Raw genomic sequence first — 24,718 nt, 5'->3', positions numbered from 1 at the left:
GATCCTGCGCTGCATTCCGGCGCACTATTGTCCGACATGGCATTGACGCCCACGGCGCCACGGCCGATCCTAAACCGATTCAGGTCCCGGGAGGAGCACATCGTGGCGACGAAGTTCGGCATCGGCCAGCCCATGCGCCGCAGCGAAGACCCCCGCCTGCTGAAGGGCGGCGGCCGCTACACCGACGATGTCTCCGCCCCGGGCCAGGCGCAGGCCTGGTTCCTGCGCTCCCCCTTCGCCCATGCCGAGATCCGCGGCATCGACACCACGGCCGCGGCGGCGATGCCGGGCGTGATCGGCATCGTCACCATCGCCGATCTCGATGCCGACGGGATCAGCGACCTGAAATGCTACGCCCCGGTGAAGAATCGCGACGGCTCCGACCAGGTGATGCCGCCGCGGCCGATCCTGGCGCGCGGCCGGGTCCGCCATGTCGGCGAGGCGGTGGCGCTGGTGGTGGCTGAGACCATCGAGCAGGCCAAGGACGCCGCCGAGGCGATCGAAATCGACTATGATTCGCTGCCGTCGGCGACCGATCTCGTCGGCACGCTCGACGGCCCGGCGATCTGGGACGCCGCGCCGACCAACCTGTGCTTCGACTGGGAGTTCGGCAAGAAGGACAAGGTCGAGGCGCTGTTCGCGCGGGCTGACAAGGTGGTCAAGGTTGACCTGGTCAACAACCGGGTCGTCGCCTCGCCGCTGGAGCCGCGTTGCTGCAACGCCGACTGGGACGCCACCGACGGCCGCTTCGTGCTCTACGTTTCCTGCCAGGGCGTGCACATGCTGCGCGACATGCTGGCGAACGACATCTTCAAGCTGCCGCCGGAGCGGTTCCTGGTCCGCAGCACCGATGTCGGCGGCGGCTTCGGCATGAAGCTGTTCATGTATCCGGAATACCCGGCGACGCTGTACGCCGCGCGCAAATTCGGCCGGCCGGTGAAGTGGACGTCGGAGCGGACCGAGGCCTTCATCAGCGACGACCACGGCCGCGACAACGTCGCCACGGTCGAGCTGGCGGTGGACAAGGACGCCCGCTTCCTGGCGCTGCGCGTCGACCTGATCGCCAATATGGGCGCCTATCTGTCGAACTTCGCACCCTTCATCCCGACCATGGCCGGCGGCGCCCAGATGCTGAACGGCCTGTACACGCTGCAGGGCGTCTATGAGCGGGTGCGCGGCGTGTTCACCAACACCCAGCCGGTCGACGCCTATCGCGGCGCCGGGCGGCCGGAGGCGGCGTTCAATGTCGAGCGCATCGTCGACCACGCGGCGCGGGTGCTGGGCATCGACCCGGTCGAGCTGCGGCGGCGCAACTTCATTCCGCCCTCGGCGATGCCCTACGCCACGGTCACCGGCGTCACCTATGACAGCGGCGAGTTCACCCGCAACCTCGAGGAGGCGGCGCAGATCGCCGATGTCGCCGGCTTCGAGTCGCGCCGCCGCGACTCGGCGGCCAAGGGCAGGTATCGCGGGCTCGGCATCGCCACCTATGTCGAGGCCTGCGCCGGCGGCGAGGACGAGGCCGCCGATGTCCGGGTCGCCCGCGACGGCAAGGTCACGGTCTATGTCGGCACCCAGACCAACGGCCAGGGCCATGAGACCGCCTACAAGCAGATCATCGCCGAGCATCTCGGCGTCGAGCCCGACCAGGTCACCATCGTCCAGGGCGACACCGACCTGGTCCGCACCGGCAACGGCACCGGCGGCTCGCGCTCCATCCCGGTCGGCGGCGCCGCGATCCGCGACGGGTCGCTGAAGGTCCAGGACAAGGCCAAGCTGCGGGCCGCGGACCTGCTGGAGACGGCGGCGGTCGACATCGCCCTCGTCGACGGCCGCTTCACCGTGGTCGGCACCGACCGGGCGCTGACCCTGGCCGAGATCGCCGCCCAGACCGAGTCGGCCGCCGACACCGAGATCGTGTTCGAGGAGCGCGGCAGCTTCACCCCGCCCTCGGCGACCTTCCCGAACGGCGCCCATATCGTCGAGCTGGAGATCGACGGCGACACCGGCGCGCTGGAGATCCTGCGCTACACCGTGGTCGACGATTTCGGCCGGGTGCTGAACCCGCTGATGGTGACCGGCCAGGTCCATGGCGGCATCGCCCAGGGGCTCGGCCAGGCGCTGCTGGAGCACGCCGTGTTCGACCATGACAGCGGCCAGCTGCTGTCCGGCTCGTTCATGGACTACGCCATGCCGCGGGCGGTCGACCTGCCCTTCGTCACCTTCAAGTACAACGAGATCCCCTGCACCACGAACCCGCTCGGGGTGAAGGGGGCGGGCGAGGCCGGGGCTATCGGCGCGCCGCCGTCGATCATCAACGCCATCGTCGACGCGCTGTCGCCGCTCGGGGTCGAGCATGTCGACATGCCGGCGACGCCGCAGAAGCTGTGGCAAATCATCCACAGCGGCCAGCAGCGGCAGGCGGCGGAGTAGGGTCCGGTTCAGCTGCGCCGCGTACCTTCGAGCGCGCGGCGCCGGCGCCGGAACAGGGCGGCCAGGGCCTCGGCCACGGCGCGGACGGCGGCGTCGCGGCGCAAATCGCCATGCAGCATCAGGTAGACGTCCTCGGCCAGCTCCGGCACCGGCTCGCCGAGGCGCAGCAGCCGGTCGTCGGCATCGCCCAGGAAGCAGGGCAACAGCGCCACGCCGAGTCCGTCGGCCGCCGCGCGGTGGCGCAGATACACCTCGCCCAGCCGGCAGCGCAGGACGCCCTGGGCGGCGATGCCGTCGAACCAGGCGGATTGCGACGGCGTCCGCTCCGGCTCCGGCAGGCCGATGAAGTCCAGCCCTGCCAGGCTGCCGTGCCCGCGCTGCTCCATGTAGGCCCGCGCGGCATAGAGGGCGAAGCCGATGCGGCCGATCCGGCGGGCCGCCAGATCGCCCTCCTCCGGCACCCGGCGCATGCGCAGCGCGATGTCGGCCTCGCGCCGGGCGAGATTGGCCCGGTCGCGCGAAGTGCCGATCGCGACCGCCTGGCCGCTTTCGGCCAGCAGCGCCTGCAGATGCGCGGTCAGGAACAGCGAGACCGAGCTGGTGGCGGACACCCGCACCGGCTCGGGCTCGGCCGCAGCGGCCTGGTACAGCTCCCGCAGCAGGGCGCCCGCCCCCTCCTCCATGCCGCCGGCGGCCTGCAGCAGCGCCCGGCCGCGCGCGGTCAGCTCCAGCCGGTTCGGCAGCCGGTCGAACAGCCGGGCGCCGGCGAGGTCCTCCAGCGACCGCAGGTGCCGGCCGATGGTCGGCTGGCTCAGCCGCAGCCGCCGCGCGGCCTCGGTCAGGCTGCCGGCCCGGGCGACGGCGAGGAAGATGCGGATGTCGTCCCAGTTCGGCTCGCCCGTGGTCACGCTCAGTCCAAGAGTCTATGAAGCTGGGCGTATTGCAGCAGGAGAATGGTCTTGCCGTCCATGATCTCGCCGCGCCCGACCATGGCCAGCGCCTCGGCCAGGGTCGGCTCCAGGATCTCGATGTCCTCGCCCTCCGCCGCCACCCCGCCGCCGTCCGCGGCCCTGTCCGCCGGGGTATATTCGGCGACGAAGAAGACCAGCCGCTCGGTCACCGACCCCGGGCTCATGAAGGCCTCGAACACCCGGCGCGGCGCCGCCACCCGGTAGCCCGTCTCCTCCTCCGCCTCCTGGCGGATGGCGGTCTCGGGGTCACGGTCGTCGAGCAGGCCGGCGCAGGCCTCGATCAGCGGCTCCGGATGGCCGTTGACATAGGCCGGGAAGCGGAACTGCCGGGTCAGCAGCACCCGGCCGCGCGCCGGGTCGTACAGCAGGATCGCCGCGCCGTTGCCGCGGTCATAGGTCTCGCGGCTCAGGGTCTGCCAACTGCCGTCCTGGCGCCGGTAGTCGAAGGTGGTCTTCTTCAGCACATACCAGTCGTCGGACAGGGTCTCGACCGATCGGATCCGGATCCGGTCCTGCATCACGCGCATCCCGGCACCTCGGCCAGGCTGCGGTAGACCGGCCGCCCGGCCCGCTCGAAGATCGCCACCATCGCCTCGGCGCCGACGGAGGGGCCGCCGATGCGGAGACAGGCGTCGCAGCGCCGCGCCACGCGCTCGCCGATCGGGTGGAAGATCTCGTCGAAGACCGGGTCGCCGAGGCCGGTCGATCCGGCGGTCTCGACCAGCGGCAGGGCCAGGGCCTCGCCGGTGATGGGGAGGTGGCCGGCCCGGAACAGGCGGAGCGCGGCCTCGTTCATGGCCCGCATATTGGCCGCGATCCGGCCGGTATCGTCGCCGGTGCCCGAGCGGTACGGGCCCGCGACCAAAATCATGAGGGGAGAAGATGCCAAGATGCCTCCGTCAATCATCGTCGATGAGGGAGGCATCCTGGCGGCCGCTCGAAGGACTGGGAGCACCCCAGCCGTGAACGATGGGTATTCAGAATTGGAGGGCTGCGCCCCAGACCTACGTCAGCTTCTCCCACAGGAAGGCGTGGATCAGCGCCTGGTTGAAGGCGGTCTGGGCGTTGTTGGCGGCGGCGCCGTGGCCGCCCTCGATGTTCTCGTAATAGAGGACGTCCCGGCCCATCCCGATCATCTTCGCCGCCATCTTGCGCGCATGGCCGGGGTGCACCCGGTCGTCGCGGGTCGAGGTCAGGAACAGCACCGGCGGGTATGCCGCGTCCTGCCGCAGGTTCTGGTAGGGCGAGAAGGTCTGCAGGAATGCCCACTCCTCCGGCTTGTCTGGGTCACCGTATTCCGCGGCCCAGGAGGCGCCGGCCAAGAGCTTGGTATAGCGCTTCATGTCGAGCAGCGGCACGGCGCAGACGATGGCGCCGAACAGCTCCGGGTACGTCGTCAGCATGTTGCCGACCAGGAGGCCGCCATTGCTGCCGCCCTCGATGCCGAGATGCGGGACCGCGGTGATGCCGCGGGCCACCAGGTCGCGCGCCACGGCGGCGAAATCCTCATAGGCGCGCGGCCGGTTCTCGCGCAGCGCCGCCTGGTGCCAGCGCGGGCCGTATTCGCCGCCGCCGCGGATGTTGGCGACGGCGTAGACGCCGCCGCGGTCGAGCCACAGCCGTCCCTCGCCGGGGATGTAATGCGGCAGCAGCGGCACCTCAAAGCCGCCATAGCCGGTCAGCAGCACCGGGGCCGTGCCGTCGCGCGGCAGGTCTTTCCGCGCCACCACGAAATAGGGCACCCGCGTGCCGTCGGCCGAGGCGGTGAAATGCTGCTCCACCGCATAGGGCGAGGCGTCGAAGAAGGCCGGCGCCTGCTTCAGCGATTCGAAGCCGGCCTCTCCGGCCGTGCCGCGATACAGCGTGTCCGGCTCGAGGAAGCCGGAGGCCAGGACCAGGATCTCGTCGTCCTGATGCGGGGTGGTGGCGACATAGGCGATGGTCGCGGCCTCGGGCAGGCCTTCCAGGGCCCCACGCCGCCAGCCACTCTCGCCCGGTGTCAGCACCTCCACCCGGCTCTTCACATCGTCGAGGATCTGCAGGACCAGGTGGTTGCGGGTGCCGGAATAGCTCGACAGCGCGGTGGTCTCGCTCGGCTCGAACAGCACCGCGAGGTCGCGCTTCCCGGCAATCCAGTCGTCGAACCGGGCGGCCAGCAGCGCGCCGCCGGCATGCGTGCGGCCGCCGACGGTCCATTCCGTCCGCGGCGACACCAGCAGCCAAGGGCCGTGGGTGCCGGCCTCGGCGTCGCGCGGCACGTCGACCAGGGTCAAAGCGCCGTCATCGTCCAGCAGGAACAGCTCGCTGGTGTAGAAGTCGATGCGCCGGGCGACAAAATCGCGCTCGAAACCGGGGAAGCGATCGTGGAAGGCGTCGACCGCGAGGTCGTCCTCCTGGCCCTCATAGACGGTCGCCGCCGCGGCCAAAGGCTGGCCGCGGCGCCACAGCTTCGAGATCCGCGGATAGCCGGAGCGGGTCAGCGACCCCGGGCCGAAATCGGTGCCGACATAGATCGAATCGGAATCCTTCCAGCCGAAGCGGCTCTTCGCCTCTGGGAGAAAGAAGCCGTCGGCGACGAAGCTGCGGCTCTCCAGGTCGAACTCGCGGACGACATGGGCGTCCGCGCCGCCGCGCGACAGGGCGATCAGGCAGCGCCTGTAGTCCGGCTCCAGGCAGTCGGCGCCGTGCCAGACCCAGTTCTCGCCCTCCGCCGCGGCCAGGGCGTCGAGGTCGAGCAGCACCTCCCACACCGGCTCGGCGGTGCGGAACGAGGCCAGCGTCGTGCGCCGCCACAGGCCGCGGGGATGGGCCGCGTCGCGCCAGAAATTGTAGTAGCGGTCGCCGCGGCGGACGACGTGCGGCAGCTTGGCTTCGGAATCGAGGATCTCGAGCATCTGCCGGCGCATCCGCTCGAACTCCGCCGTCTCGGCGAAGCGGCCGGTGCTCTCGGCGTTGCGCGCGCGGACCCAGTCGAGGGCCGTCGTGCCGTCGATGTCCTCGAGCCACAGAAAGGGATCAGCGTCCATGGTGCCCGTGCCGGTTGAATCCGTTGGCCGGCCAGAATAGGGACGGCCGCCGGATCGGGCCAGCGTTACGGGCGAGGCTGCGACGGAAACGCCCCTTACAGCCCCGGCCGGTAGTTCGGGGCCTCGTGGGTCACGGTGATGTCGTGCACATGGCTCTCGCGCAGGCCGGCATTGGTGATGCGCACGAACTCCGCCCGCTGGTGCAGGTCGGCGATGGTGCGGCTGCCGGTGTAGCCCATCGCCGCCTTCAGCCCGCCGATCAACTGGTGGATGACGTTGGCGGCCGGCCCCTTGTACGGCACCCGGCCCTCGACGCCCTCGGGCACCAGCTTCAGCGTGTCCGACACCTCCTGCTGGAAGTACCGGTCGGCCGAGCCGCGCGCCATGGCGCCGAGCGAGCCCATGCCGCGATAGCTCTTGTAGGAGCGGCCCTGGTACAGGATCACCTCGCCCGGGGCCTCGTCGGTGCCGGCGAACAGCGAGCCGAGCATCACCACATTGGCGCCGGCGGCGATCGCCTTGGCCAGGTCGCCGGAATACTTGATGCCGCCGTCGGAGATCACCGGGATGTCCAGCTTGCGGCAGACCTCGACCACGTCCAGCACCGCCGTCAGCTGCGGCACGCCGACGCCGGCGACCATGCGGGTGGTGCAGATCGAGCCCGGGCCGATGCCGACCTTGACCGCGTCCGCCCCGGCGTCGATCAGCGCCTTGGCGGCGTCGGCCGTGGCGACGTTGCCGGCGACGATCTGGGTCGAGTTCGACAGGCGGCGCGCCCGCTCCACGCTCTTCAGCACGCCCTCGGAATGGCCATGCGCCGTGTCCAGCACCAGCACGTCAACGCCCGCGTCGAACAGCGCCTCGGCGCGCGAGATGCCCTTGTCGCCGGTGCCGGTGGCGGCGGCGACGCGCAGCCGCCCCTGCTCGTCCTTGCAGGCATTGGGGTGCAGCTGGGCCTTGAGGATGTCCTTGACCGTGACCAAGCCGATGCAGCGGTAGTCCTGGTCCACGACCAGCAGCTTCTCGAGCCGGTTCTGGTGCAACAGGCGCTTGGCCTCGTCCTTGTCCACGCCCTCGCGCACCGTGACCAGCTTGTCCCGGGTCATCAGCTCGCGCACCGGCTGGGACGGGTTGGTGGCGAAACGGACGTCGCGGTTGGTCAGGATGCCGACCAGCTTGCCGCTCTTCTCCACCACCGGGAAGCCGGAGATGCCATGCTGGTCCATCAGCGCCAGCGCCTCGGCCATGCTGGCGTCGGGGCCGATGGTGATCGGGTTCACCACCATGCCGCTCTCGAAGCGCTTGACCTTGCGCACCTCTTCGGCCTGGCGCTCGATATCGAGGTTGCGATGGATCACGCCGATGCCGCCGGCCTGGGCCATGGCGATCGCCAGCGGCGCCTCGGTCACCGTGTCCATGGCGGCGGAGAGCAGCGGGATGCCGAGTTCGATGCGCTTGGTCAGCCGGGTCCGCGTGTCCGCTTCGGCGGGCAGGATCGACGAGGCCTGCGGCACCAGCAGGACGTCATCGAAGGTCAGGGCGTCGCGGAACTGCATATGGAGGCTCCCAGAGGCTGGAAGCACCGCAATATAACCCCCCTCGGGCCGTTGTGAAGCGCAGATCTAGGGGGCCTGCGTTGCGTCGCGCGGACCGGGGCCGCGGAAATCGGTCGCGACGATGTAGACCTCGGCGCTGTCCTGCCGGCTGGCGGCAGGCTTGACGTGGCGGACCTTGGCGAAGTTGCGCTTCAGGATGTCGAGCAGTTCCTTCTCGGCCCCGCCCTGGAACAGCTTGGCGACGAAGGCGCCGCCCGGCACCAGCACATCGACCGCGAACTCGATCGCGGTCTCAGCCAGCGCCATGATTCGCAGATGGTCGGTCATTTGGTGGCCGACGGTCGGCGCCGCCATGTCGCTGAGCACGAGGTCGGCCGGGCCGGCCAGCGCCTGCTTCAGCCGGGCCGGCGCTTCTGGGTCGAGGAAGTCCATCTCCAGGATGGTCGCCCCGGGAACCGGGTCCATGCCGAGATAGTCGATGCCGACCACCTTGCCCTGCGGCCCGACCCGCTCCAGCGCCACCTGGACCCAGCCGCCGGGGGCGCAGCCGAGATCGACCACGCGCATGCCGCGGCGCAGCAGCTTCAGCTTGTCGTCGAGCTGCACCAGCTTGAACGCGGCGCGCGAGCGGTAGCCCATGCGCTTGGCCTCGGCGACATAGGGGTCGTTGAGCTGGCGCTCGAGCCAGCGGGTCGAGGACGCGGTGCGCTGCTTGGCGGTCTTCACCCGCACGGCCAGGCCGCGGCTGCCGCGGCCGCTCGGCCCCCCTGCCCTCGCGGCGCCCGGCTTCTTCGGTGTCTTCATCTCACTCGGATGGTGTCTGGCGGATGTATCAGGCGTGGCGCGACTGCGCCTCGGCCAGCAGGTCGAACAGGATGCCCTCGCGCACGCCGCGGTCGCCGACCCGCAGCTTGCCGACCGGCCAGGTGTCGCAGATCGCCTCGAGAATGGCGCAGCCGGCCAGCACCAGGTCGGCCCGGTCGCGGCCGATGCAGGGATAGGACGAGCGCGCCGCATAGTCGAGGCCGAGCAGCATGCGGCTGGCGCGCCGCGCCTCCTCGAAGCTCAGGGTGCAGCCATCGACCTCGGAGCGGATATAGCGCGGCAGGCCGAGATGGACCCCGGCCAGCGTGGTCACGGTGCCGGAGGAGCCGATCATCTGCACCCGGCCCTGGTCGATCAGGCCGCGCAGATTGTTGCGCGCCTCGAAATCGGCCAAAGCGGCGGCGGTCGCGGCGGTCATCGCCGCATAGGTCTCGGCCGAGACCTCGTGGCCGCCATGCAGCTCGGCCAGGGAGACGACGCCGAGCGGCATGCTGAGCGCGTCGAGCGTCACCGCCTGGCCGTCGGCATCGAATTCCAGCCAGGTCAGCTCGGTCGAGCCGCCGCCGATGTCGAAGATGATCGCATGCGGGATCGCGGGGTCGAGCAGCGGGGCGCAGCCGGCCGCGGCCAGGCGCGCCTCCTCCTGCGCCGGGATCATCTCCAGCTGCAGGCCGGTCTCGCGCCGCACCCGGTCGCGGAAGGCCGGGAAGTTGCCGGCCTGGCGGCAGGCCTCGGTCGCCACCGCGCGCGACAGGATCACGTTCTGCCGCCGGATCTTGGCGGCGCAGATGCGCAGCGCCGACAGGGTGCGCTGCATCGCCTCGGGCTGCAGCCGCCCGGTCGCGCCGACGCCCTCGCCCAGCCGGACGATGCGGCTGAACGCATCGACCACCTGGAACCCGCCGGTCGCGGCGCGCGCGATCAGCAGCCGGCAGTTGTTGGTGCCGAGATCCACCGCGGCGTAGAGGGGTTCGGGCCGCGCTGCCCGACGCTGATCGCCGGCCGCGGTGGCCTCGGCGATCGCGATCGACTCCACCACTGACATTCCTTCCATGGCCGTCCGTCCCGTTTCGAACGGCGCCTCCGTCCCTTCATCGAACTGTAGCGCAGGCGCGGCCAAAGTGGAAATGCCCCCCGGAGTCGCATCCGGTCCCGGCATGGCTGCCGTTCCAGCACGCAGGCCTTTACACGGGCGGATCGCTGGGGTAGACACCCTCCCGCCGGCCTCTGGGGGATCGTCTAGTGGTAGGACAGCGGACTCTGACTCCGCCAGCCTAGGTTCGAATCCTAGTCCCCCAGCCAAACTCTCCGGCGCTCTCAGCCGCAGCGGTGCTTTGTCCGGCTTCCTCGGAAGCTGCCGATAGATGTCGACGGCATACGCCATCAGCACACGGCCAGCCAGAGCCCAGGGGGTCACCGGCACGAGCGGCCCTCTCCGAGGGCCGAGGGAATGCGCGTTGCGGCCGAAACCAAGATCATCGCCCCCGCTCCACTGCCCGCAGCAGCATGGCCCAGGCATCCCGGACGCCTGGGCGCCCACTCTGGCCTGAAAGCGAGGCCATATGGTACAATGGCTCCAGTATTAAAAAGAGGCGCATTCATTAAAGGAGACATATCATGGATAGTTCAAATTCAGCCGAAATTCGGATCCCAGAATCTCTTTGGAATGAATTTGTTCCCAAGATCAAATCAGGGATTATTGCAGAATACAATATGTTGTCTGACAGATCCCCGGATGAGGCAAGCGCCGGTGTCGACTGGATGAAGGCATTCCTATCCTATCTCAAGATCGTTGAGAAACGCGAGTTGCGCCGCTGGCAATGGGTCAGAGAAAACATCACCGGACTCATGGTCATTTCCGCCGTTATGGCGCTCGCTTTCGGATATCTGGGCTACCTCGGGACGGTGGCCGGAGTAGACTCGAACCTGGCCGCACAAGCAGCTGGCTTCCTTGATATCGCGAAACTCTTCGCGGGCGCGCTCGTAGGGGCCGCTGGCGCGACCGTGGTGGTGAAACGCTAGGCCGACCCCAGAGCCGGTCTTCTTGATACATGAGGCTGAGCGAGATTCCCCGGCATCCCCTCGCGTGACCATTGATTGCCGGACACGCACGGGCGGCCCCGCGCCATGCTTGCCGGCACCGGTCAAGTCGACTTGACCGGTGCCGGCTTGCGCCTGATCAGCCGGTGGCCTCGCTCTCCGATTCGCCCCGCAGCACCGCCGCGACCTCGGGATGGCCGAAATGCTCGGCCCAGCCGAGCGGGGTGCTGTCATAGGTCCGGTCGCGGATGGTCGGGTCCGCCCCGTGCTGCAGCAGCAGCCGGGCGGCGCGCGGGTCGTTGGCCCAGCCGGCCGCCATGTGCAGCGGGGTGACGTTGGCGGTGTCGCCCCAGGGCACGCCCCGGCTGACATCGGCGCCCTGCCCGATCAGCCAGTCCACCGCCTCGGCCCGATGGGACGCCAGCGCCCAGTGCAGCGCGGCGCCGTTGTGCGGGGCGCCGTCGATATCGGCGCCGCGGGCCAAGAGCGCCGCCATCGCCTCGATCCTGCCGCTGCGCGCGGCCCAGGTCAGCGCCTCGTCCAGCACCTCCTGCGGCTCTCCGGTCATGTGCCATTCCGGAAAGCCGCTGTGCGGGCGGTAGAAGCCGCGGTGATGACCCGCCTCCGGCCGCAGCGCCCCGCCGGCGTCGAAGAACAGCGCGATCAGGTCCATCCGGCCGAGCCCGGCGGCGATGCGCAGGTTGAGCGGCGCCACCACCTCCGCCGCCAGCCGCTCGGCCATCGTGCCGTGGCCCCAGAACAGCGCCACCGCCAGGGGCGTGCCGCCGTCGCCATAGGCCTCGGCTTCGACCAGGCCGCCGGCCGCGACCAGCCGGTCGAGCAGGACCAGCCGCGCCTCGCGGTCGCCGCGGCCGCCGCCATAGGCGATGTCGTGCAGCGGCCCCCAGCCCTTGTCGTTGGCGAGGTTCGGGTCGGCGCCGGCGTCGAGCAGGTCGCCGGCCAGGACCAGCCGGTTCATCGAGATCGCCAGCATCAGCAGGCGGTTGCCGTTGGTGCCGCGGGCGTTGACCAGGCCGGGATGCGCCGCCAGCACGGCGGCCAGGGCGGCGCGGTCGTCGCCGCGGATCGCCTCGAAGGCGGTGCGGAACGGCTCCTCCGCCCGCCCGGCCTGCATCGCCTCGATCCGCCCGGCAAAGCCGGCCCAGTCGTCGAAGCCGTGGCTGCGGGCGACGACCAGCTCGGCATCCTCCTGGCTCAGCGCCGCGGCGCGGATCTCGGCCTCCGACGCCGCAGCGAAGCGCGGATGGAAGCGCTGCACCAGGCGCAGCGACCCGGCCTCGCCGGTGCGGTGGTTGCTGCGGATCCCCGCGGCGCGGTCGCGGTAGTATTGCAGCTCGGTCTCGAAGGGCCGGGCGATCTCCGGCGCCTCGCCGGCCAGATGCGCCTGCAGCCTCGGCCAGCTGGCGAAGCCGTATTCGCGGGCGACGACCCATTGCGCGTCGCTCAGCTTCGCCGCGGCGGCCAGCTCGGCATCGGGGCGGTGGGCCAGCCGGGGATGGCTGTAGCGGAACCGGGCGATCACCTCGGCCGCGCCGGCGCGCAGCGCCTTCAGCAGGTCCTTGGCGCGCTTCTTCTGCTGCTCCGGATCGGGCGATGCGGGCAGATCCTGGGCATAGGGATGGGGCATGACGCTCCTCCTTTCACACGCCCGGCATCCGCATCAACGGGCAGAAAGAAGGATCGACGCTGGCAGCTCTTCGGCAAGTGGGCGCTGCCCTTCCCGCGGACCGGATGCGTCTTGCACGCGATCCGGAGGCTAGCGGGCCCTCCGGCGGGCTGCAAGAGCCCTCGGCAGCGCCTCGTCCGCCGGCGGCGCCTTTGGACGATCACGGAGAGGAATGACGTTGTTTCTGATCGGATCGGGCGCTGAAGTCGGCCGGGCCATCCGCCGCTCGTCCCCACCAAGAAACTCAAGTCCAAAATAAATCCAGTCTTTGCGGAAAAAGCCTCCAGTTCCGAAATACCCCTCCCAAACCCTGAGAATTGCTCCGGCCGCCTTGATATTTCGGATGGATCTCATTGCATCGCCCTCCTTTCGAAGGGGATTCACTAGTCCATCTCTATGTCATACAAATTACAATTCTCGCGAAATCTGCCATGCAGGCGAAGAAAGTAGGAGAAAGCGCTGGATTCGCTGTTGCGAATCCAGCGCTTTGCTCGACTTAGCCGTTTCCGATGAACGTCGAGAGCAGCCGGTTGACCTCGGCCGCCGCCTCCATATGGACCATGTGGCCCTTGCCGTCGAAACGGTGCACCGGCACAGAGGCCGGCAGCCCGTCGGCATGGGCGGCCGGCACGATGGCGTCGGCCGTGCCCCAGATCACCTGGATCGGCACGCGGGCACTGCCGAGCCGGTCGCGCAGCGACACCGCCTGGCGGCCGCCGGGGAAGAAGGCGCCGGAGATCGTCTTCAGCGCCGCCTCGACCCCGTCCAGGCGCTTGTACTTCAGCACATCCTCGACCAGGTCGCGGGTCACCAGCTCCGGGTCGGCGAACAGCGCCTCGAGATGCGGCTTCAGATCCTTGCGCTTCTGCGCGCCGATGAAACCGTCGATGTAGCTGCTGTTGATCTCCGCCCCCAGCCCGGCCGGGGCGATCAGTGTCGCCGAGGCCACCCGGTCCGGCGCGTCGAGCGCCATGGCCAGCGACACCGCCCCGCCCATCGAATGGCCCACCAGATGCGCCTTGGCGATGCCGGCGGCGTCGAGATACGCCAGCACCGCGCCGGACAGCGCGGCGAGGTCGCCGGCCCCGACATCCTTGCCCGAGCCGCCATGGCCCGGCAGGTCGATGGCGTGGACCGGGCGGCCGGTCAGCGCCGGCTGGGTGAACAGCCAGTTGTTGAGATCGCCGCCGAAGCCGTGGATCAGGACGACCGGCGTGCCGTCGCCCTCGCCCGTCACCAGCGCCCGGACCGGCCGGCCGCCGGCCTGCACCAGCTTGGGCTCGGGCGGCGGGGCGGCGCTTTCGGCCGCGGCCGCCGCCTCGGCCTGGAAGGCGGTGATGAAGCGGTCGAGCTCGGCCTCGTCGACCTCGCCCTCGACCACGACGCCGAGCAGGGCGCCGACCGGCAAGGTCTGCCCTTCCTCGGCCACCCGCCGGCGCAGCGTGCCGGCGACCGTCGATTCCAGCGCGTTGGTGATCTTGCTGGTCTCGATGTCGACGATCTCGGTGCCCGGCTCGATCCGCGCCCCCTCCGCCGCCGTCCAGGCGGCGAGCAGGCCCTCGGTCATCGCCAGGCCCCATTTCGGCATGGTGATCGGGTGGATGGTCCCGGTCATTCGGCGGCCTCCCACCGGTCCGGCGCGCCCATCACCGTGCGCACCGCCGCCGCCACCTTGTCGGCGTTCGGGATGTACAGATCCTCCAGCGCCGCCGCGAACGGCACCGGCACATGCGGCGGCGACACCATCTTGATCGGCGCCTTCAGCGCGCCGAAGGCCAGGTCCGCCACCTGGGCCGAGATGTCGGTGGCGACGTTGCAGCGCGGGCTGGCCTCGTCCACCACCACCAGCCGGCCGGTTTCCTCGACGCTCTCCAGGATCGTGTCCATGTCGAGCGGCGAGGTCGTGCGCGGGTCGATGATGGTGCAGTCGACGCCTTCCTTGGCCAGCACCTCGGCCGCCGCCTTGGCCATCTGCACCATGCGGCCGATGGCGACGATGGTGACGTCCTCGCCCTCGCGCACCAGGTTGGCCTCGCCGAAGGGGATGGTGTAGGGCTCGTCCGGCACCTCCTCCTCCATGTCGTACAGCACCTTGTGCTCGAAGAAGATCACCGGGTCGTCGTCGCGGATCGCCTGGATCAGCAGGCCCTTCGCCTCATAGGGCGAGGACGGGATGACGCATTTCAGGCCAGGGATGTGGGTGAACACCGGGTACAGGCACTGGCTGTGCTGGGCCGCGGCGCGGAAGCCGGCGCCGTACATGGTGCGGATGGTCAGCGGCGTCACCGCCTTGCCGCCGAACATGTAGCGGAACTTGGCGGCCTGGTTGAAGATCTGGTCGAAGCAGACGCCCATGAAGTCGACGAACATCAGCTCGGCGACAGGGCGCAGCCCACTGGCCGCCGCGCCGGCGGCGGCGCCGATGAAGGCGCTTTCGGTGATCGGCGTGTCCAGCACGCGGCTGGGCCCGAACTCCTTGTACAGGCCCTTGGTGACGCCGAGCGGCCCGCCCCAGGCGTCCTGCTCGCCCGGCGCGCCGGAGCCGCCGGAAATGTCCTCGCCCATCAGGATCACACGCGGATCGCGCCGCATCTCCTGCGCCAGCGCCTCGTTGACCGCCTGGCGGAAGCTCTTCCTGCTCATGCCTGCCTCCTCAGTACGAGACGTAGACGTCGGTCAGCAGATCGGCCGGCCCCGGCACCGACGCGGCCTTGGCGTCGGCGACGGCACGATCGATCTGCTGCTTGATCTCGGCGTCGATGGCGTCGAGCTGCGCGCCCTCCAAGAGGCCGGCCTCGGTGACCCGGTTGCGGAACATGTCCAGGCTGTCGCGCTGGGCCCGGATGGCGTCGACCTCGCCGGGGGCGCGGTAGGTCTGGGCGTCGCCCTCGAAATGGCCGTAATAGCGGTTCAGCTTGACCTCGATCAGGGTCGGGCCGTTGCCTGACCTGGCCCGTTCGATCGCCTCGCGCGCGGCCTCCCACACCGCGAAGAAGTCGTGGCCGTCGACCATGATTCCGGGCATGCCGAAGGCCTGGGCGCGCTCGACGATGTCCTTGCAGCTGACCGAATACTTGCTGGAGGTCGCCTCGGCATAGCCGTTGTTCTCGAAAACGAACACCGCCGGCAGCTTCCACACCGTCGCCAGGTTCAGCGCCTCGCAGGTGGTGCCCTGGTTCGAGCCGCCGTCGCCGGTGAAGGACACGGCGACGCCGCCGGTGCCCAGCGTCTTGGCCGCCAGCGCGGCGCCGCAGATCAAGGGCGGGCCGCCGCCGACGATGCCGTTGGCGCCCATCATGCCCTTGGACAGGTCGGCGATGTGCATCGACCCGCCCTTGCCGCCGCACAGCCCATCCTTGCGGCCGTAGATCTCCTTCATCATCGCCGCGGGATCGCAGTCCTTGGCGATGCAGTGGCCGTGGCCGCGATGGGTGCTGGCGATCGAATCGCGGTCGGTCAGGTGCAGGCAGACGCCGACGGCGCTGGCCTCCTCACCGGCATAGAGATGGACGAACCCCGGAATGTCGCCGGTGGCGAATTCGAGATGGACCCGGTCCTCGAACTCCCGGATCAGGCGCATCTGGCGATAGGCACGCAAAAGGTCGTCGCGACTCAACTGCATGGCCGTTCCTCCCGTTGCGGATCTTATGTCCGGCAAACAGCCTAGCGCGCCGCCGTTCGGCTTGGGAACCCGTCGCGCACCGCCTTCGCCTTTGGTCGAAGAAACCCTGTCCGGGTTACTGGCCGTTGGGCCGGATCGTCAGGGCCACCCGCCGGTTCTCCTGCCGCCCCGACGCGGTGGCGTTGGTGGCGATCGGCTGGGCCTCGCCGACGCCGCCGATGTTGATCCGCGGCGGATAGACCCCGCGCGAGTTGATGTAGTCGGCGACCGAGCGCGCCCGCGCCTCCGACAGCCGCTGGTTGTAGTCGGCCGAGCCGGTGTTGTCGGTGTGGCCAACCACGTCGATATAGGTGTTGGTGTACTGGTTCAGCGTCGCCGCGACGCTGTCGAGCGGGCCGTAGAATGCCGGCTTGATGGTCGCGGAATCGGTGGCGAAGGTGACGTCGCCCGGGATGTCCACGATCAGGTTGTCGCCGCGGCGGGTGACATCGATCCCGGTGCCGGCCAGGTTGCGCCGCAGATCGGCCTGCTGCCGGTCCATGTAGTTGCCGATGGCGCCGCCCGCGAGCGCGCCGACGCCGGCACCGATCAGGGCACCCGTGCCCCGGTTGCCGCCGCTGACCAGGGCGCCGATGCCGGCCCCGGCCAGGCCGCCGGCGGCCGCCCCGCCGATGGTGTTCGGCGCGCTGTCAAACTGGCACGACGCGACCGACGCGGCCAGGCCGATCACGAACAGGCAGCGATGGATACGCATGGGTTTCTCCCTGGAAGCCGATCGATTGAGGATCGGTGCGAAGCGGCGTTCGTCAAGCACGATCAATTGCGAAGCACGATGCAGGCGCCGCCGGCCCGGCGCAGGCGGGTGCAGAATTGGTTGCCCTCGGCCCGGCTCTGCGCCGGCACGCTGACCCGGTAGAAGCGCCGCGTGCCCATGCTGAGCATGCGGGTGCCGACGATCATCGGCTGGATCTCCGCCATCAGCTGCGGGAAGCGCCGGCGGACGCGGTTGTACGAGGCCAGCGCCCGACCCTTGGAGAAGTTGCCGGCGATCTGCACGTGCCAGGGCGCGGTCGGCGAGACCAGCTCGTCCCGGTCCGCTTCGGTCCTCAGGGACGCCAGGATCTCCAGGCAGGGCTTCGCGCTGCCGTCGAAGCTGGGGACGCTGCCATCCGCTTTTGGCACCCAGTCATCGGCCGGGCGCTTGGTGACGAACAGCACGTAGTCCTCGGTCTCCAAAGGCAGGAAGCCGCGGCCGCCGACCCAGCTCACGACCCGGTTCGGCCCGGCATTGTAGCCGGCGGCGGCGAGGCCGAGATTGCCGAACTGGTCGCGCAGCTCGGCCAGGAAGGCGGCGGAGGCCGGCAGCGCCGTCTCCGGATCGAACGGGTCCGCCAGGTCGCGCAGCTTGGCCGTTCCGGGCATGAACTGGGCCACGCCCTGGGCCCCCTTCGGGCTGACCGCGCGCGGCCGGAACCGGCTCTCCTTCCAGATCAACCGGGTGAAGAACTCCAGCGGCAGGTTCTCGGCCGCGGCGGACTGCTCGATCAGCCGGCACACCGCCTGCTCGACCGTCTCGTCCTGCGCGGCCACGGCGCCGTCGCAGGACAGCAGGGCCCAGACGACCCCGACCCAGCCCCATGACCTCACGCCCATCTCGGACCACCTCGCAACGATGTTGCGATTTGTAGCCGCCCGCGCCGCAGCGACAAACCGATATTGACGGCATTCAATGCATTCGCTCAAAGTGGTCGGGATGTCAGACCAATTTTGACGGCTTGCCGCCCCTCGATGTCCACCCGCCTTCGCTCCTCCCTGTCGCCGATCCGCACGCCGACGCGTGACGAGGCGGCGTTGGCGGCGATCGCGGAGCATGTCGAGCGCACCGGCATCAAGCCCGGCGAGCGGCTGCCGCCCGAGCGCGACCTGGCCGAGCAGCTGCAGGTCAGCCGCTCCACCGTGCGCGAGGCGCTGAAGCGCTGGGAGGGCCTGGGCATCGTCGAGATGCGCAAGGGCAGCGGCACCTATCTGAAGGTGCCGGTGTCGACCGCCAGCATCCATCGGCCGCTGACCATCGACCGCACCTCCGACGTCGCCACGCTGCTGCACACGCTGGAGGTGCGCCGGGCGCTGGAGGGCGAGGCCGCGGCGATCTGCGCCCGCCGGGCGACGCCTGAGCAGATCGCCGAGATCGGCCGCCGCCTCGACATCATGGAAGCGCATCACACCAAGTACGGCGACGCGCCGGAGCAGGACTGGGAGTTCCACCAGTCGATCTTCCGCGCCACCGAGAACCCGATCTTCGGGCAGATCCTGGCGACCATGCGGGACGCCTTCCACCGCTTCTGGGAGAACCCGCTGGACATGCCGGATTTCGCCGGGCGCACCTTCCCCTATCACCGCGTGATGTACGACGCGATCGTCCGGCGCGACCCGGACGGCGCGCGTAACGCCGCGCTGACCATCATCGACATGGTCGATGAGGACATCCGAGACGCCGACCGCAGACGGACCCGATGACCGACGATTTCCCAGCCCCCGACGCCTATGCAGCCGCCACCACGCTGGCACATGACGACGCCTTCCCCGCCGGCGCGGTGGTGCCGCCGATCTACCAGACCTCGCTGTTCACCTTCGCCAGCTATGCGGAGATGGAGGCGGCCTTCTCCGGCCAGGTGAAGCGCCCGGTCTATTCCCGCGGCGACAACCCGACGGTGCAGGAGTTTGAGCGCAAGGTGGCGGCGCTGGAGGGGGCCGAGGCGGCCCGCGGCACCGCCAGCGGCATGGCGGCGATCAGCGCCGCGGTGCTCAGCATCGCCGGGTCCGGCGACCGCATCCTGTGCACCCGCCATGTCTATGGCGACGCCTACCGCCTGTTCGAGAAGCTGCTGCCGCGGCTCGGCATCACCGTCGAGTATGTCGACGCCAGCGACCCGGCCGCGGTCGAGGCGGCGCTGCCCTGGGCCAGGCTGCTGTATCTCGAGAACCCGACCTCGATGATGTTCGAGCTGCAGGAGATCGGGCGGCTGGCGGCCCTGGCCAAGGCGCAGGGCGTGGCCACGATCATCGACAATTCCTGGGCCACGCCGCTGTTCCAGCAGCCGATCAGGCACGGCGTCGACCTGGTGGTGCACTCGGCCTCGAAATACCTGTCGGGCCACAGCGACACGGTGGCCGGGGTGATCGCCGGGTCGGCCGAGCGCCTCGCCCGGGTCAACGACCTGACCTACCCCTATCTCGGCGGCAAGCTGTCGCCCTTCGAGGCCTGGCTGCTGATCCGCGGCATGCGCACCCTGCCGCTGCGGATGCGCCAGCACCAGGAGAGCGGCCTGACCATCGCCCGCCGCCTGGCCGACCATCCGCTGGTCACCCGGGTGCTGCACCCGGCCTTCTCCAACCATCCCGGCGGCGCCACGCTGACCGGCCACAGCGGCCTGTTCTCCTTCGAGGTCGAGGAGCAGGTCGACGTGCCACGCCTGGTCGACGCGCTGAAGCTGTTCAAGCTCGGCGTCAGCTGGGGCGGGCATGAGAGCCTGGTGATCCCGGCCCGCGCCTCGCTGCGCCAGGCCCAGGGCCCGAACTCGATGTCCGCCTTCGGGGTCACCCAGCGCATCGTCCGGCTCGCCGTCGGGCTCGAGGACACCGAGGATCTGTGGGCCGATCTCGCCCGCGCCCTCGACAATTCCGTGAACTGATCTTCGTTCTGCAAACAGGGAGGCAAAAATGAAACGACTGTTGCTCCTGGCCGGTCTGGCCACCATCGCCTTCACCGGCCCGGCGCTGGCCGATACCAACCTCAAGCTGGTCGAGGTCATCACCAGCCCGCAGCGCACCGAGTTCCTGAAGGGCCAGATCGGCAAGTTCGAGGCGGCCAACCCCGACGTGCATGTCGAGATCGTCTCGCTGCCCTGGGGCGAGGCGTTCGAAAAATTCCTGACCATGGTCCAGGCCGGCGAGACCCCGGACATCGCCGAGATGCCGGAGCGCTGGATGTCGCTCTACGCCAACAACGGCCAGCTCGAGGACTTGTCGGCCTACATCGCCAAATGGGATGAGGCCAAGACCCTGGGCGACCGGGCGGTGCAGTTCTCGAAGACCGTGAACGACACCCCCTACATGGTGCCCTACGGCTTCTATCTGCGCGGCCTGTACTGGAACAAGAAGCTGTTCCAGGAGGCCGGCGTCGCGGCCCCGCCGAAGACGCTCGACGAGTTCATGGACGTGTCGAAAAAGATCGCGGCGCTGGGCGGCGGCAAGACCGGCTACTGCCTGCGCGGCGGCAAGGGCGGCACCGGCGGCACCGCCTTCTTCATGCTGACCATGGACGGCAAGGGCAAGTTCTTCAACGACGACGGCACCTCGACCCTCGGCGACGCCGACGCGGCCAAGGGCATGCAGTTCCTGGTCGACCTGTACAAGGCCGGCGGCGCGCCGAAGGACAGCCTGAACTGGGGCTTCAACGAGACCGTCACCGGCTTCTACTCCGGCACCTGCGCGATGCTGGACAATGATCCGGACGCCATGATCGGCATCCTCGACCATATGAAGCCGGAGGATTTCGCGGTGGCGCCGATGCCGCTCGGGCCCGGCGGCCACGCCTATCCCTCGATCGGCTATGCCGGCTGGTCGATGTTCGCCAACAGCGAGCACAAGGAGGAGAGCTGGAAGCTGATGTCCTTCCTGCTCGACAGCGCCCAGAACAAGGACTGGGCCAAGTTCGTCGGCGTGCTGCCGATCCACAAGGGCGCCGAGCAGGACGAGCATTTCGCCGGCGAGCGCTATGCCGGCTGGTTCCAGGAGCTGAACGACCCGCGCTGGCAGCCGATCCCGTGGCCGGCCCATCTCGAGGAGTTCGGCTACTTCTTCGACGTGATGTCGGTGCAGAGCTTCCAGGAGGCCCTGCTGGGCCAGAAGCCGACCGCCGACGTGTCCAAGGAGTGGGCCGACTACCTCACCACCGCGCAGCAGAAGTTCCTGGCCGGCAAGAAGTGACGTCAACCGGGCCGTCATCCCGTGCGCGCTGAGATGCGCCCGGGATGACGAGTCGATACACAAGACGAGTCAGATGACCGTGACCCATGCGATCCCGGGCACTCGCCCGGGATCTTTCCGCCGCGCGCTGGGCAATGCGCTGGAGCCCTGGCTCTATCTCAGCCCGGCCATCATCCTGCTGACGCTCAGCATGCTGGTGCCGCTGATCGTCGGGCTGTCCTATGCCTTCCAGAATTTCGGGCCGTTCGGGAAACCCACCTGGGCCGGGCTGAAGAACTTCGAGACGCTGGTCGTCGACCCCAATTTCTGGCGGGCGCTGAAGAACACCGTCTGGTGGACCGTCGGCAGCCTGGTGTTCCAGTTCTTCGGCGGGCTCGGCCTCGCTTTGCTGCTGAACCGGGACTTCCCGGGCAAGCGGCTGACCCAGGCGCTGGTGTTCCTGCCCTGGGCGGTGCCGACCTTCCTGTCCGGCCTGGTCTTCGCCTGGCTGTTCAACCCGGTGGTCGGGCCCCTGCCCTACTGGATGGCCGATCTCGGCATGCTGCCGGAGCCGCTGAACATCCTGTCCGACCCGGACCTCGCCATGTGGGGCCCGATCCTGGCCAATGTCTGGTTCGGCATCCCGTTCTTCGCCATCACCCTGCTGGCGGCGCTGCAGGCGATCCCGGGCGACTACTACGAGGCGGCGGCGATCGACGGCGCCGGCGCCTGGCAGCGCTTCACCCGGATCACCATCCCGTTCTTGGCGCCGACCATCGCCATCACCGTGCTGCTGCGCACGATCTGGATCGCCACCTTCGCCGACCTGATCTGGGTGATGACCAATGGCGGCCCGGCCAACGCCACCAGCATCCTGTCGACCTACATCTTCGCCCAGGCCTTCTCGCGGCTGAATTTCGGCTACGCCTCGGCCGTGGCCACGGTGCTGCTGCTTCTCCTCCTGCTCTACGCCGCCATCCTGATCCGGATGCGCAAGAGCCTGCTCGCGGGGCAATGAGACCATGACCGTCGTCGGACGCTCGCCCCTCGGCCGCCTTGTCGGCGGCACCGGCTTCTACCTCGGCATCGGCGCCTATCTGCTGTTCGCGCTGTTCCCGCTGTACTGGCTGATCAAGATCTCGGTCACCCCGACCCAGTTGCTGTTCTCCGAAGGCATCACCTTCTGGCCGTCGGAATGGACGCTGGCGAATTTCAGCTCGGTGCTCACCGCCAGCAACTTCCCGCGCTATTTCCTGAACAGCGTCATCGTCTCGATCGCCACCGCGGCGGTGGTCACGCTCTGCGCCTCGGCCTCCGGCTACGCCTTCTCGCGCTTCCGCTTCAAGGCCAAGCCGGTGGTGATGTTCGTGCTGCTGCTGACCCAGACCTTCCCGCTGGTGATGATCATCCCGCCGGTCTACCGGCTGATGGCGCCGCTCGGGCTGACCAACAACCTGATGGGGCTGATCGTCATCTACAGCGCCTTCAATGTCGCCTTCGCCACCTTCCTGATGCAGTCCTTCTTCGACGCCATCCCGAAGGACCTGGAGGAGGCGGCGATGATCGACGGCTGCAGCCGGTTCCAGGCGCTGCGCCGGGTGATCCTGCCGCTGACCCTGCCGGGCATGGGTGCGACTTTGGGCTTCGTGTTCACCGCGGCCTGGAGCGAACTCTTGTTCGCGCTGATGCTGATCAACTCCGACAGCCAGAAGACCTTCGCCGTCGGCCTGCTGACCTTCGTCGCCAAGTTCGGCGTCGACTGGGGGCAGATGACCGCGGCCTCGGTGCTGGCGCTGATCCCGGTGTGCATCTTCTTCGCCGTGATCCAGCGCTACCTGGTGCAAGGGCTGACCGCCGGCGCGGTGAAGGGCTGATCTGTTCCCTCCGGGCTTGAACGCGACGCCGAAACGGCCGAGCGTGTCGGCTCCACCGGAGGGAACCCGATCATGCCGCGACACCATGTGACCGCGTCGGCCGAGACCTGTGCCTGGGGCTATTTCGACGCCGCGCGCGAGCCGGTGCTGACGGTCGACAGCGGCGACACGGTGGTGATCGACACCGTGTCGGGCGGGCCGGACGTGCTGCCCAAGGGCGATTTCCACATCCCGCCCGAGATCCACGAGATCCATCAGCGTTGCGACCGGTCGACTCCCGGCCACATCCTGACCGGCCCGGTCGCGGTCCGCGGCGCCAAAGCCGGCCAGGTGCTGGAGGTGCGGATCCTCGACGTCTCGCTGCGCCAGGACTGGGGCTACAACGTGATCCGGCCGCTCGCCGGCACCCTGCCCTACGACTTCGAGCAAGAGCGGCTGCTCAACATCCCGCTCGACGCCGCGTCCGGCACCGCCCGGCTGCCCTGGGGGCTGGACCTGCCGCTCAGGCCCTTCTTCGGCGTCATGGGCGTGGCGCCGCCGAAGGGCTGGGGCCGGATCAGCTCGATCCAGCCGCGGGCCCATGCCGGCAACATCGACAACAAGGAGCTGGTGGCCGGCACCACGCTCTACCTGCCCATCTTCAACGATGGCGCCCTGTTCTCCTGCGGCGACGGCCACGGCGCGCAGGGCGACGGCGAGGTGTGCATCACCGCGATCGAGACGGCGCTGCAGGGCACCTTCCGGCTGATCATCCGCGACGATCTCGGCTTCGCTTATCCCCGCGCCGAGACCCCGACCCACCACATCACCATGGGGATGGACCCCGACCTTGACCGCTGCGCCGAGATGGCGCTGCGCGACATGATCGTGCTGCTGGGCGAGACCGCCGGGCTGTCGCGGTACGACGCCTACACCCTGTGCAGCCTGGCCGGCGACCTGCGCATCACCCAGACCGTGAACGGCTGCAAGGGCGTGCACATGATGATGGCGAAGAGCCTGCTGGGCCGATGATGCGCCGGCGCGAGGCGATCAGGCTCGCCGGACCCGCCCTGCTGGCCCTGTCGGCAGGCCCGGCCGCCGCGGCGACGCTCGGCGACTGGATCGACAGCGCCGGCATCGTTGCCCGCTTCGTCGCCGCCGGCATTCCTGTGCGCAGCTTCAACATCCCCAGCGCCGGCATGGCGCCGACGCTGGTCCCAGGTGACGTGTTCGTGGCGGATCTGCGCGATGCTGGAAAGACGCCGCGCCGAGGCGACGTGATCATGTTCCGCCCGCCGCGCAACACGTCACTCGTCTTTGTTCAGCGCGTGGTTGGTTTGCCGGGCGACCGGGTCCAATTGACCGATGGCCGTTTGTCGATCAATCAAAAATTGGCGAAACGTCGTGAGCTCGCCCCGTACACGATAGCTCTACGCGGCCAGAATAAGGTGATGCATCGATATGTCGAGACCTTGCCGCCATCAGACGGCGAACCGCCAGAACCTTACGAAATCCTGGAACGGAGCGACACAGGTCCGTTCGACCACACCGCGGAATACGTCGTTCCTGCCGATCACTGCTTCACATTGGGCGACAATCGCGACAACAGCCTCGACAGCCGCAGTGACCTGGGCTACGTGCCGATCGGGAACATCATCGGCCGCGCCGTCTACCGGCTGCGACCCAATTCCGGCTGGCTGGTGCCGCCGAATAGCGTCCCCGGGCTCGACTGAGCCC

22 protein-coding genes and 1 tRNA gene are annotated in these 24,718 nt (G+C 69.1%); 10 read left to right on the top strand and 13 right to left on the bottom strand.

Going from position 1 to position 24,718, the window contains the following annotated elements; all coding sequences use genetic code 11:
- The first annotated feature begins 102 nt into the window (after positions 1-102).
- Entirely contained in the window at positions 103-2,433 is a 2,331-nt protein-coding gene (locus ACTOWL_RS08435; protein ID WP_441320764.1) for a xanthine dehydrogenase family protein molybdopterin-binding subunit, read from the top strand.
- Between the two features lie 8 nt (positions 2,434-2,441).
- Here the strand turns inward: ACTOWL_RS08435 and ACTOWL_RS08430 are convergent, their stop codons facing one another.
- The 7 genes from ACTOWL_RS08430 to ACTOWL_RS08400 all read right to left on the bottom strand — a co-directional run bounded on the left by ACTOWL_RS08430 (position 2,442) and on the right by ACTOWL_RS08400 (position 9,865).
- On the bottom strand, positions 2,442-3,341 hold the full coding sequence (locus ACTOWL_RS08430; protein ID WP_441320763.1) for a LysR family transcriptional regulator: 900 nt from the start codon (positions 3,339-3,341) through the stop codon (positions 2,442-2,444).
- 2 nt (positions 3,342-3,343) lie between these two features.
- Positions 3,344-3,922, bottom strand: coding sequence for an NUDIX domain-containing protein (locus tag ACTOWL_RS08425; RefSeq protein ID WP_441320762.1), 579 nt, complete (start codon positions 3,920-3,922; stop codon positions 3,344-3,346).
- Positions 3,922-4,275, bottom strand: coding sequence for a hypothetical protein (locus tag ACTOWL_RS08420; RefSeq protein ID WP_441320761.1), 354 nt, complete (start codon positions 4,273-4,275; stop codon positions 3,922-3,924). The genes ACTOWL_RS08425 and ACTOWL_RS08420 overlap by 1 nt, the downstream gene beginning before the upstream one ends.
- Before the next feature lie 133 nt (positions 4,276-4,408).
- Complete coding sequence (locus ACTOWL_RS08415; RefSeq protein WP_441320760.1) at positions 4,409-6,430, bottom strand: prolyl oligopeptidase family serine peptidase; 2,022 nt, start codon at positions 6,428-6,430, stop codon at positions 4,409-4,411.
- Positions 6,431-6,525: 95 nt separating this feature from the next.
- On the bottom strand, positions 6,526-7,986 hold the full coding sequence (gene guaB, locus ACTOWL_RS08410; protein WP_441320759.1) for an IMP dehydrogenase: 1,461 nt from the start codon (positions 7,984-7,986) through the stop codon (positions 6,526-6,528).
- 66 nt (positions 7,987-8,052) lie between these two features.
- Positions 8,053-8,790, bottom strand: coding sequence for an RlmE family RNA methyltransferase (locus tag ACTOWL_RS08405; RefSeq protein ID WP_441320758.1), 738 nt, complete (start codon positions 8,788-8,790; stop codon positions 8,053-8,055).
- A 28-nt stretch (positions 8,791-8,818) separates the two neighbouring features.
- A complete protein-coding gene (locus tag ACTOWL_RS08400; protein ID WP_441320757.1) occupies positions 8,819-9,865 on the bottom strand; it encodes a Ppx/GppA phosphatase family protein in 1,047 nt (348 codons plus the stop codon).
- Positions 9,866-10,039: 174 nt separating this feature from the next.
- Between ACTOWL_RS08400 and ACTOWL_RS08395 the strand changes: the two genes are divergently transcribed.
- Both ACTOWL_RS08395 and ACTOWL_RS08390 read left to right on the top strand, forming a co-directional pair.
- A tRNA-Gln gene (locus tag ACTOWL_RS08395) sits at positions 10,040-10,113 on the top strand.
- 315 nt (positions 10,114-10,428) lie between these two features.
- Positions 10,429-10,833, top strand: a complete 405-nt coding sequence (locus tag ACTOWL_RS08390; RefSeq protein ID WP_441320756.1) for a hypothetical protein — start codon at positions 10,429-10,431, stop codon at positions 10,831-10,833.
- Positions 10,834-10,990: 157 nt separating this feature from the next.
- Here the strand turns inward: ACTOWL_RS08390 and ACTOWL_RS08385 are convergent, their stop codons facing one another.
- From ACTOWL_RS08385 to ACTOWL_RS08360, 6 genes are all read right to left on the bottom strand, one after another.
- Positions 10,991-12,499 (bottom strand): ankyrin repeat domain-containing protein, encoded by a 1,509-nt coding sequence (locus tag ACTOWL_RS08385; protein WP_441320755.1) that lies wholly within the window; start codon positions 12,497-12,499, stop codon positions 10,991-10,993.
- A 535-nt stretch (positions 12,500-13,034) separates the two neighbouring features.
- The gene (locus tag ACTOWL_RS08380; RefSeq protein ID WP_441320754.1) at positions 13,035-14,153 is read right to left on the bottom strand and encodes an acetoin dehydrogenase dihydrolipoyllysine-residue acetyltransferase subunit; all 1,119 of its coding nucleotides are present in this window, start codon (positions 14,151-14,153) and stop codon (positions 13,035-13,037) included.
- On the bottom strand, positions 14,150-15,181 hold the full coding sequence (locus ACTOWL_RS08375) for an alpha-ketoacid dehydrogenase subunit beta (RefSeq protein ID WP_441320753.1): 1,032 nt from the start codon (positions 15,179-15,181) through the stop codon (positions 14,150-14,152). The genes ACTOWL_RS08380 and ACTOWL_RS08375 overlap by 4 nt, the downstream gene beginning before the upstream one ends.
- Before the next feature lie 10 nt (positions 15,182-15,191).
- Positions 15,192-16,160: a thiamine pyrophosphate-dependent dehydrogenase E1 component subunit alpha gene (locus ACTOWL_RS08370; RefSeq protein ID WP_441320752.1), complete on the bottom strand. Its 969-nt coding sequence runs from the start codon at positions 16,158-16,160 to the stop codon at positions 15,192-15,194.
- A 115-nt stretch (positions 16,161-16,275) separates the two neighbouring features.
- Complete coding sequence (locus ACTOWL_RS08365) at positions 16,276-16,914, bottom strand: OmpA family protein (protein ID WP_441320751.1); 639 nt, start codon at positions 16,912-16,914, stop codon at positions 16,276-16,278.
- Positions 16,915-16,976: 62 nt separating this feature from the next.
- The gene (locus tag ACTOWL_RS08360) at positions 16,977-17,813 is read right to left on the bottom strand and encodes a lytic transglycosylase domain-containing protein (protein ID WP_441320750.1); all 837 of its coding nucleotides are present in this window, start codon (positions 17,811-17,813) and stop codon (positions 16,977-16,979) included.
- A 135-nt stretch (positions 17,814-17,948) separates the two neighbouring features.
- On the opposite strand from ACTOWL_RS08360, the gene ACTOWL_RS08355 reads away from it, so the two are divergent.
- The 7 genes from ACTOWL_RS08355 to lepB all read left to right on the top strand — a co-directional run bounded on the left by ACTOWL_RS08355 (position 17,949) and on the right by lepB (position 24,714).
- Positions 17,949-18,677, top strand: a complete 729-nt coding sequence (locus ACTOWL_RS08355) for a FadR/GntR family transcriptional regulator (RefSeq protein ID WP_441320749.1) — start codon at positions 17,949-17,951, stop codon at positions 18,675-18,677.
- A complete protein-coding gene (locus tag ACTOWL_RS08350; protein ID WP_441320748.1) occupies positions 18,674-19,852 on the top strand; it encodes a PLP-dependent transferase in 1,179 nt (392 codons plus the stop codon). Before ACTOWL_RS08355 ends, ACTOWL_RS08350 begins: the two co-directional genes overlap by 4 nt.
- Before the next feature lie 28 nt (positions 19,853-19,880).
- The gene (locus tag ACTOWL_RS08345; protein WP_441320747.1) at positions 19,881-21,149 is read left to right on the top strand and encodes an ABC transporter substrate-binding protein; all 1,269 of its coding nucleotides are present in this window, start codon (positions 19,881-19,883) and stop codon (positions 21,147-21,149) included.
- A 73-nt stretch (positions 21,150-21,222) separates the two neighbouring features.
- Positions 21,223-22,146, top strand: a complete 924-nt coding sequence (locus ACTOWL_RS08340; RefSeq protein WP_441320746.1) for a carbohydrate ABC transporter permease — start codon at positions 21,223-21,225, stop codon at positions 22,144-22,146.
- Between the two features lie 4 nt (positions 22,147-22,150).
- The gene (locus tag ACTOWL_RS08335) at positions 22,151-23,002 is read left to right on the top strand and encodes a carbohydrate ABC transporter permease (RefSeq protein ID WP_441320745.1); all 852 of its coding nucleotides are present in this window, start codon (positions 22,151-22,153) and stop codon (positions 23,000-23,002) included.
- Positions 23,003-23,074: 72 nt separating this feature from the next.
- The gene (locus ACTOWL_RS08330; protein WP_441320744.1) at positions 23,075-24,013 is read left to right on the top strand and encodes an acetamidase/formamidase family protein; all 939 of its coding nucleotides are present in this window, start codon (positions 23,075-23,077) and stop codon (positions 24,011-24,013) included.
- The gene (gene lepB / locus ACTOWL_RS08325; protein ID WP_441320743.1) at positions 24,010-24,714 is read left to right on the top strand and encodes a signal peptidase I; all 705 of its coding nucleotides are present in this window, start codon (positions 24,010-24,012) and stop codon (positions 24,712-24,714) included. Before ACTOWL_RS08330 ends, lepB begins: the two co-directional genes overlap by 4 nt.
- Positions 24,715-24,718 lie beyond the last annotated feature (4 nt).

Origin of the sequence: Inquilinus sp. CA228 (assembly GCF_052078665.1) — a bacterium.
In the GTDB taxonomy this organism is placed as follows: Bacteria; Pseudomonadota; Alphaproteobacteria; order DSM-16000; family Inquilinaceae; genus Inquilinus.
Note: the sequence above shows the minus strand (reverse complement) of the source record. Positions and strands in the feature narration are given on the sequence as shown.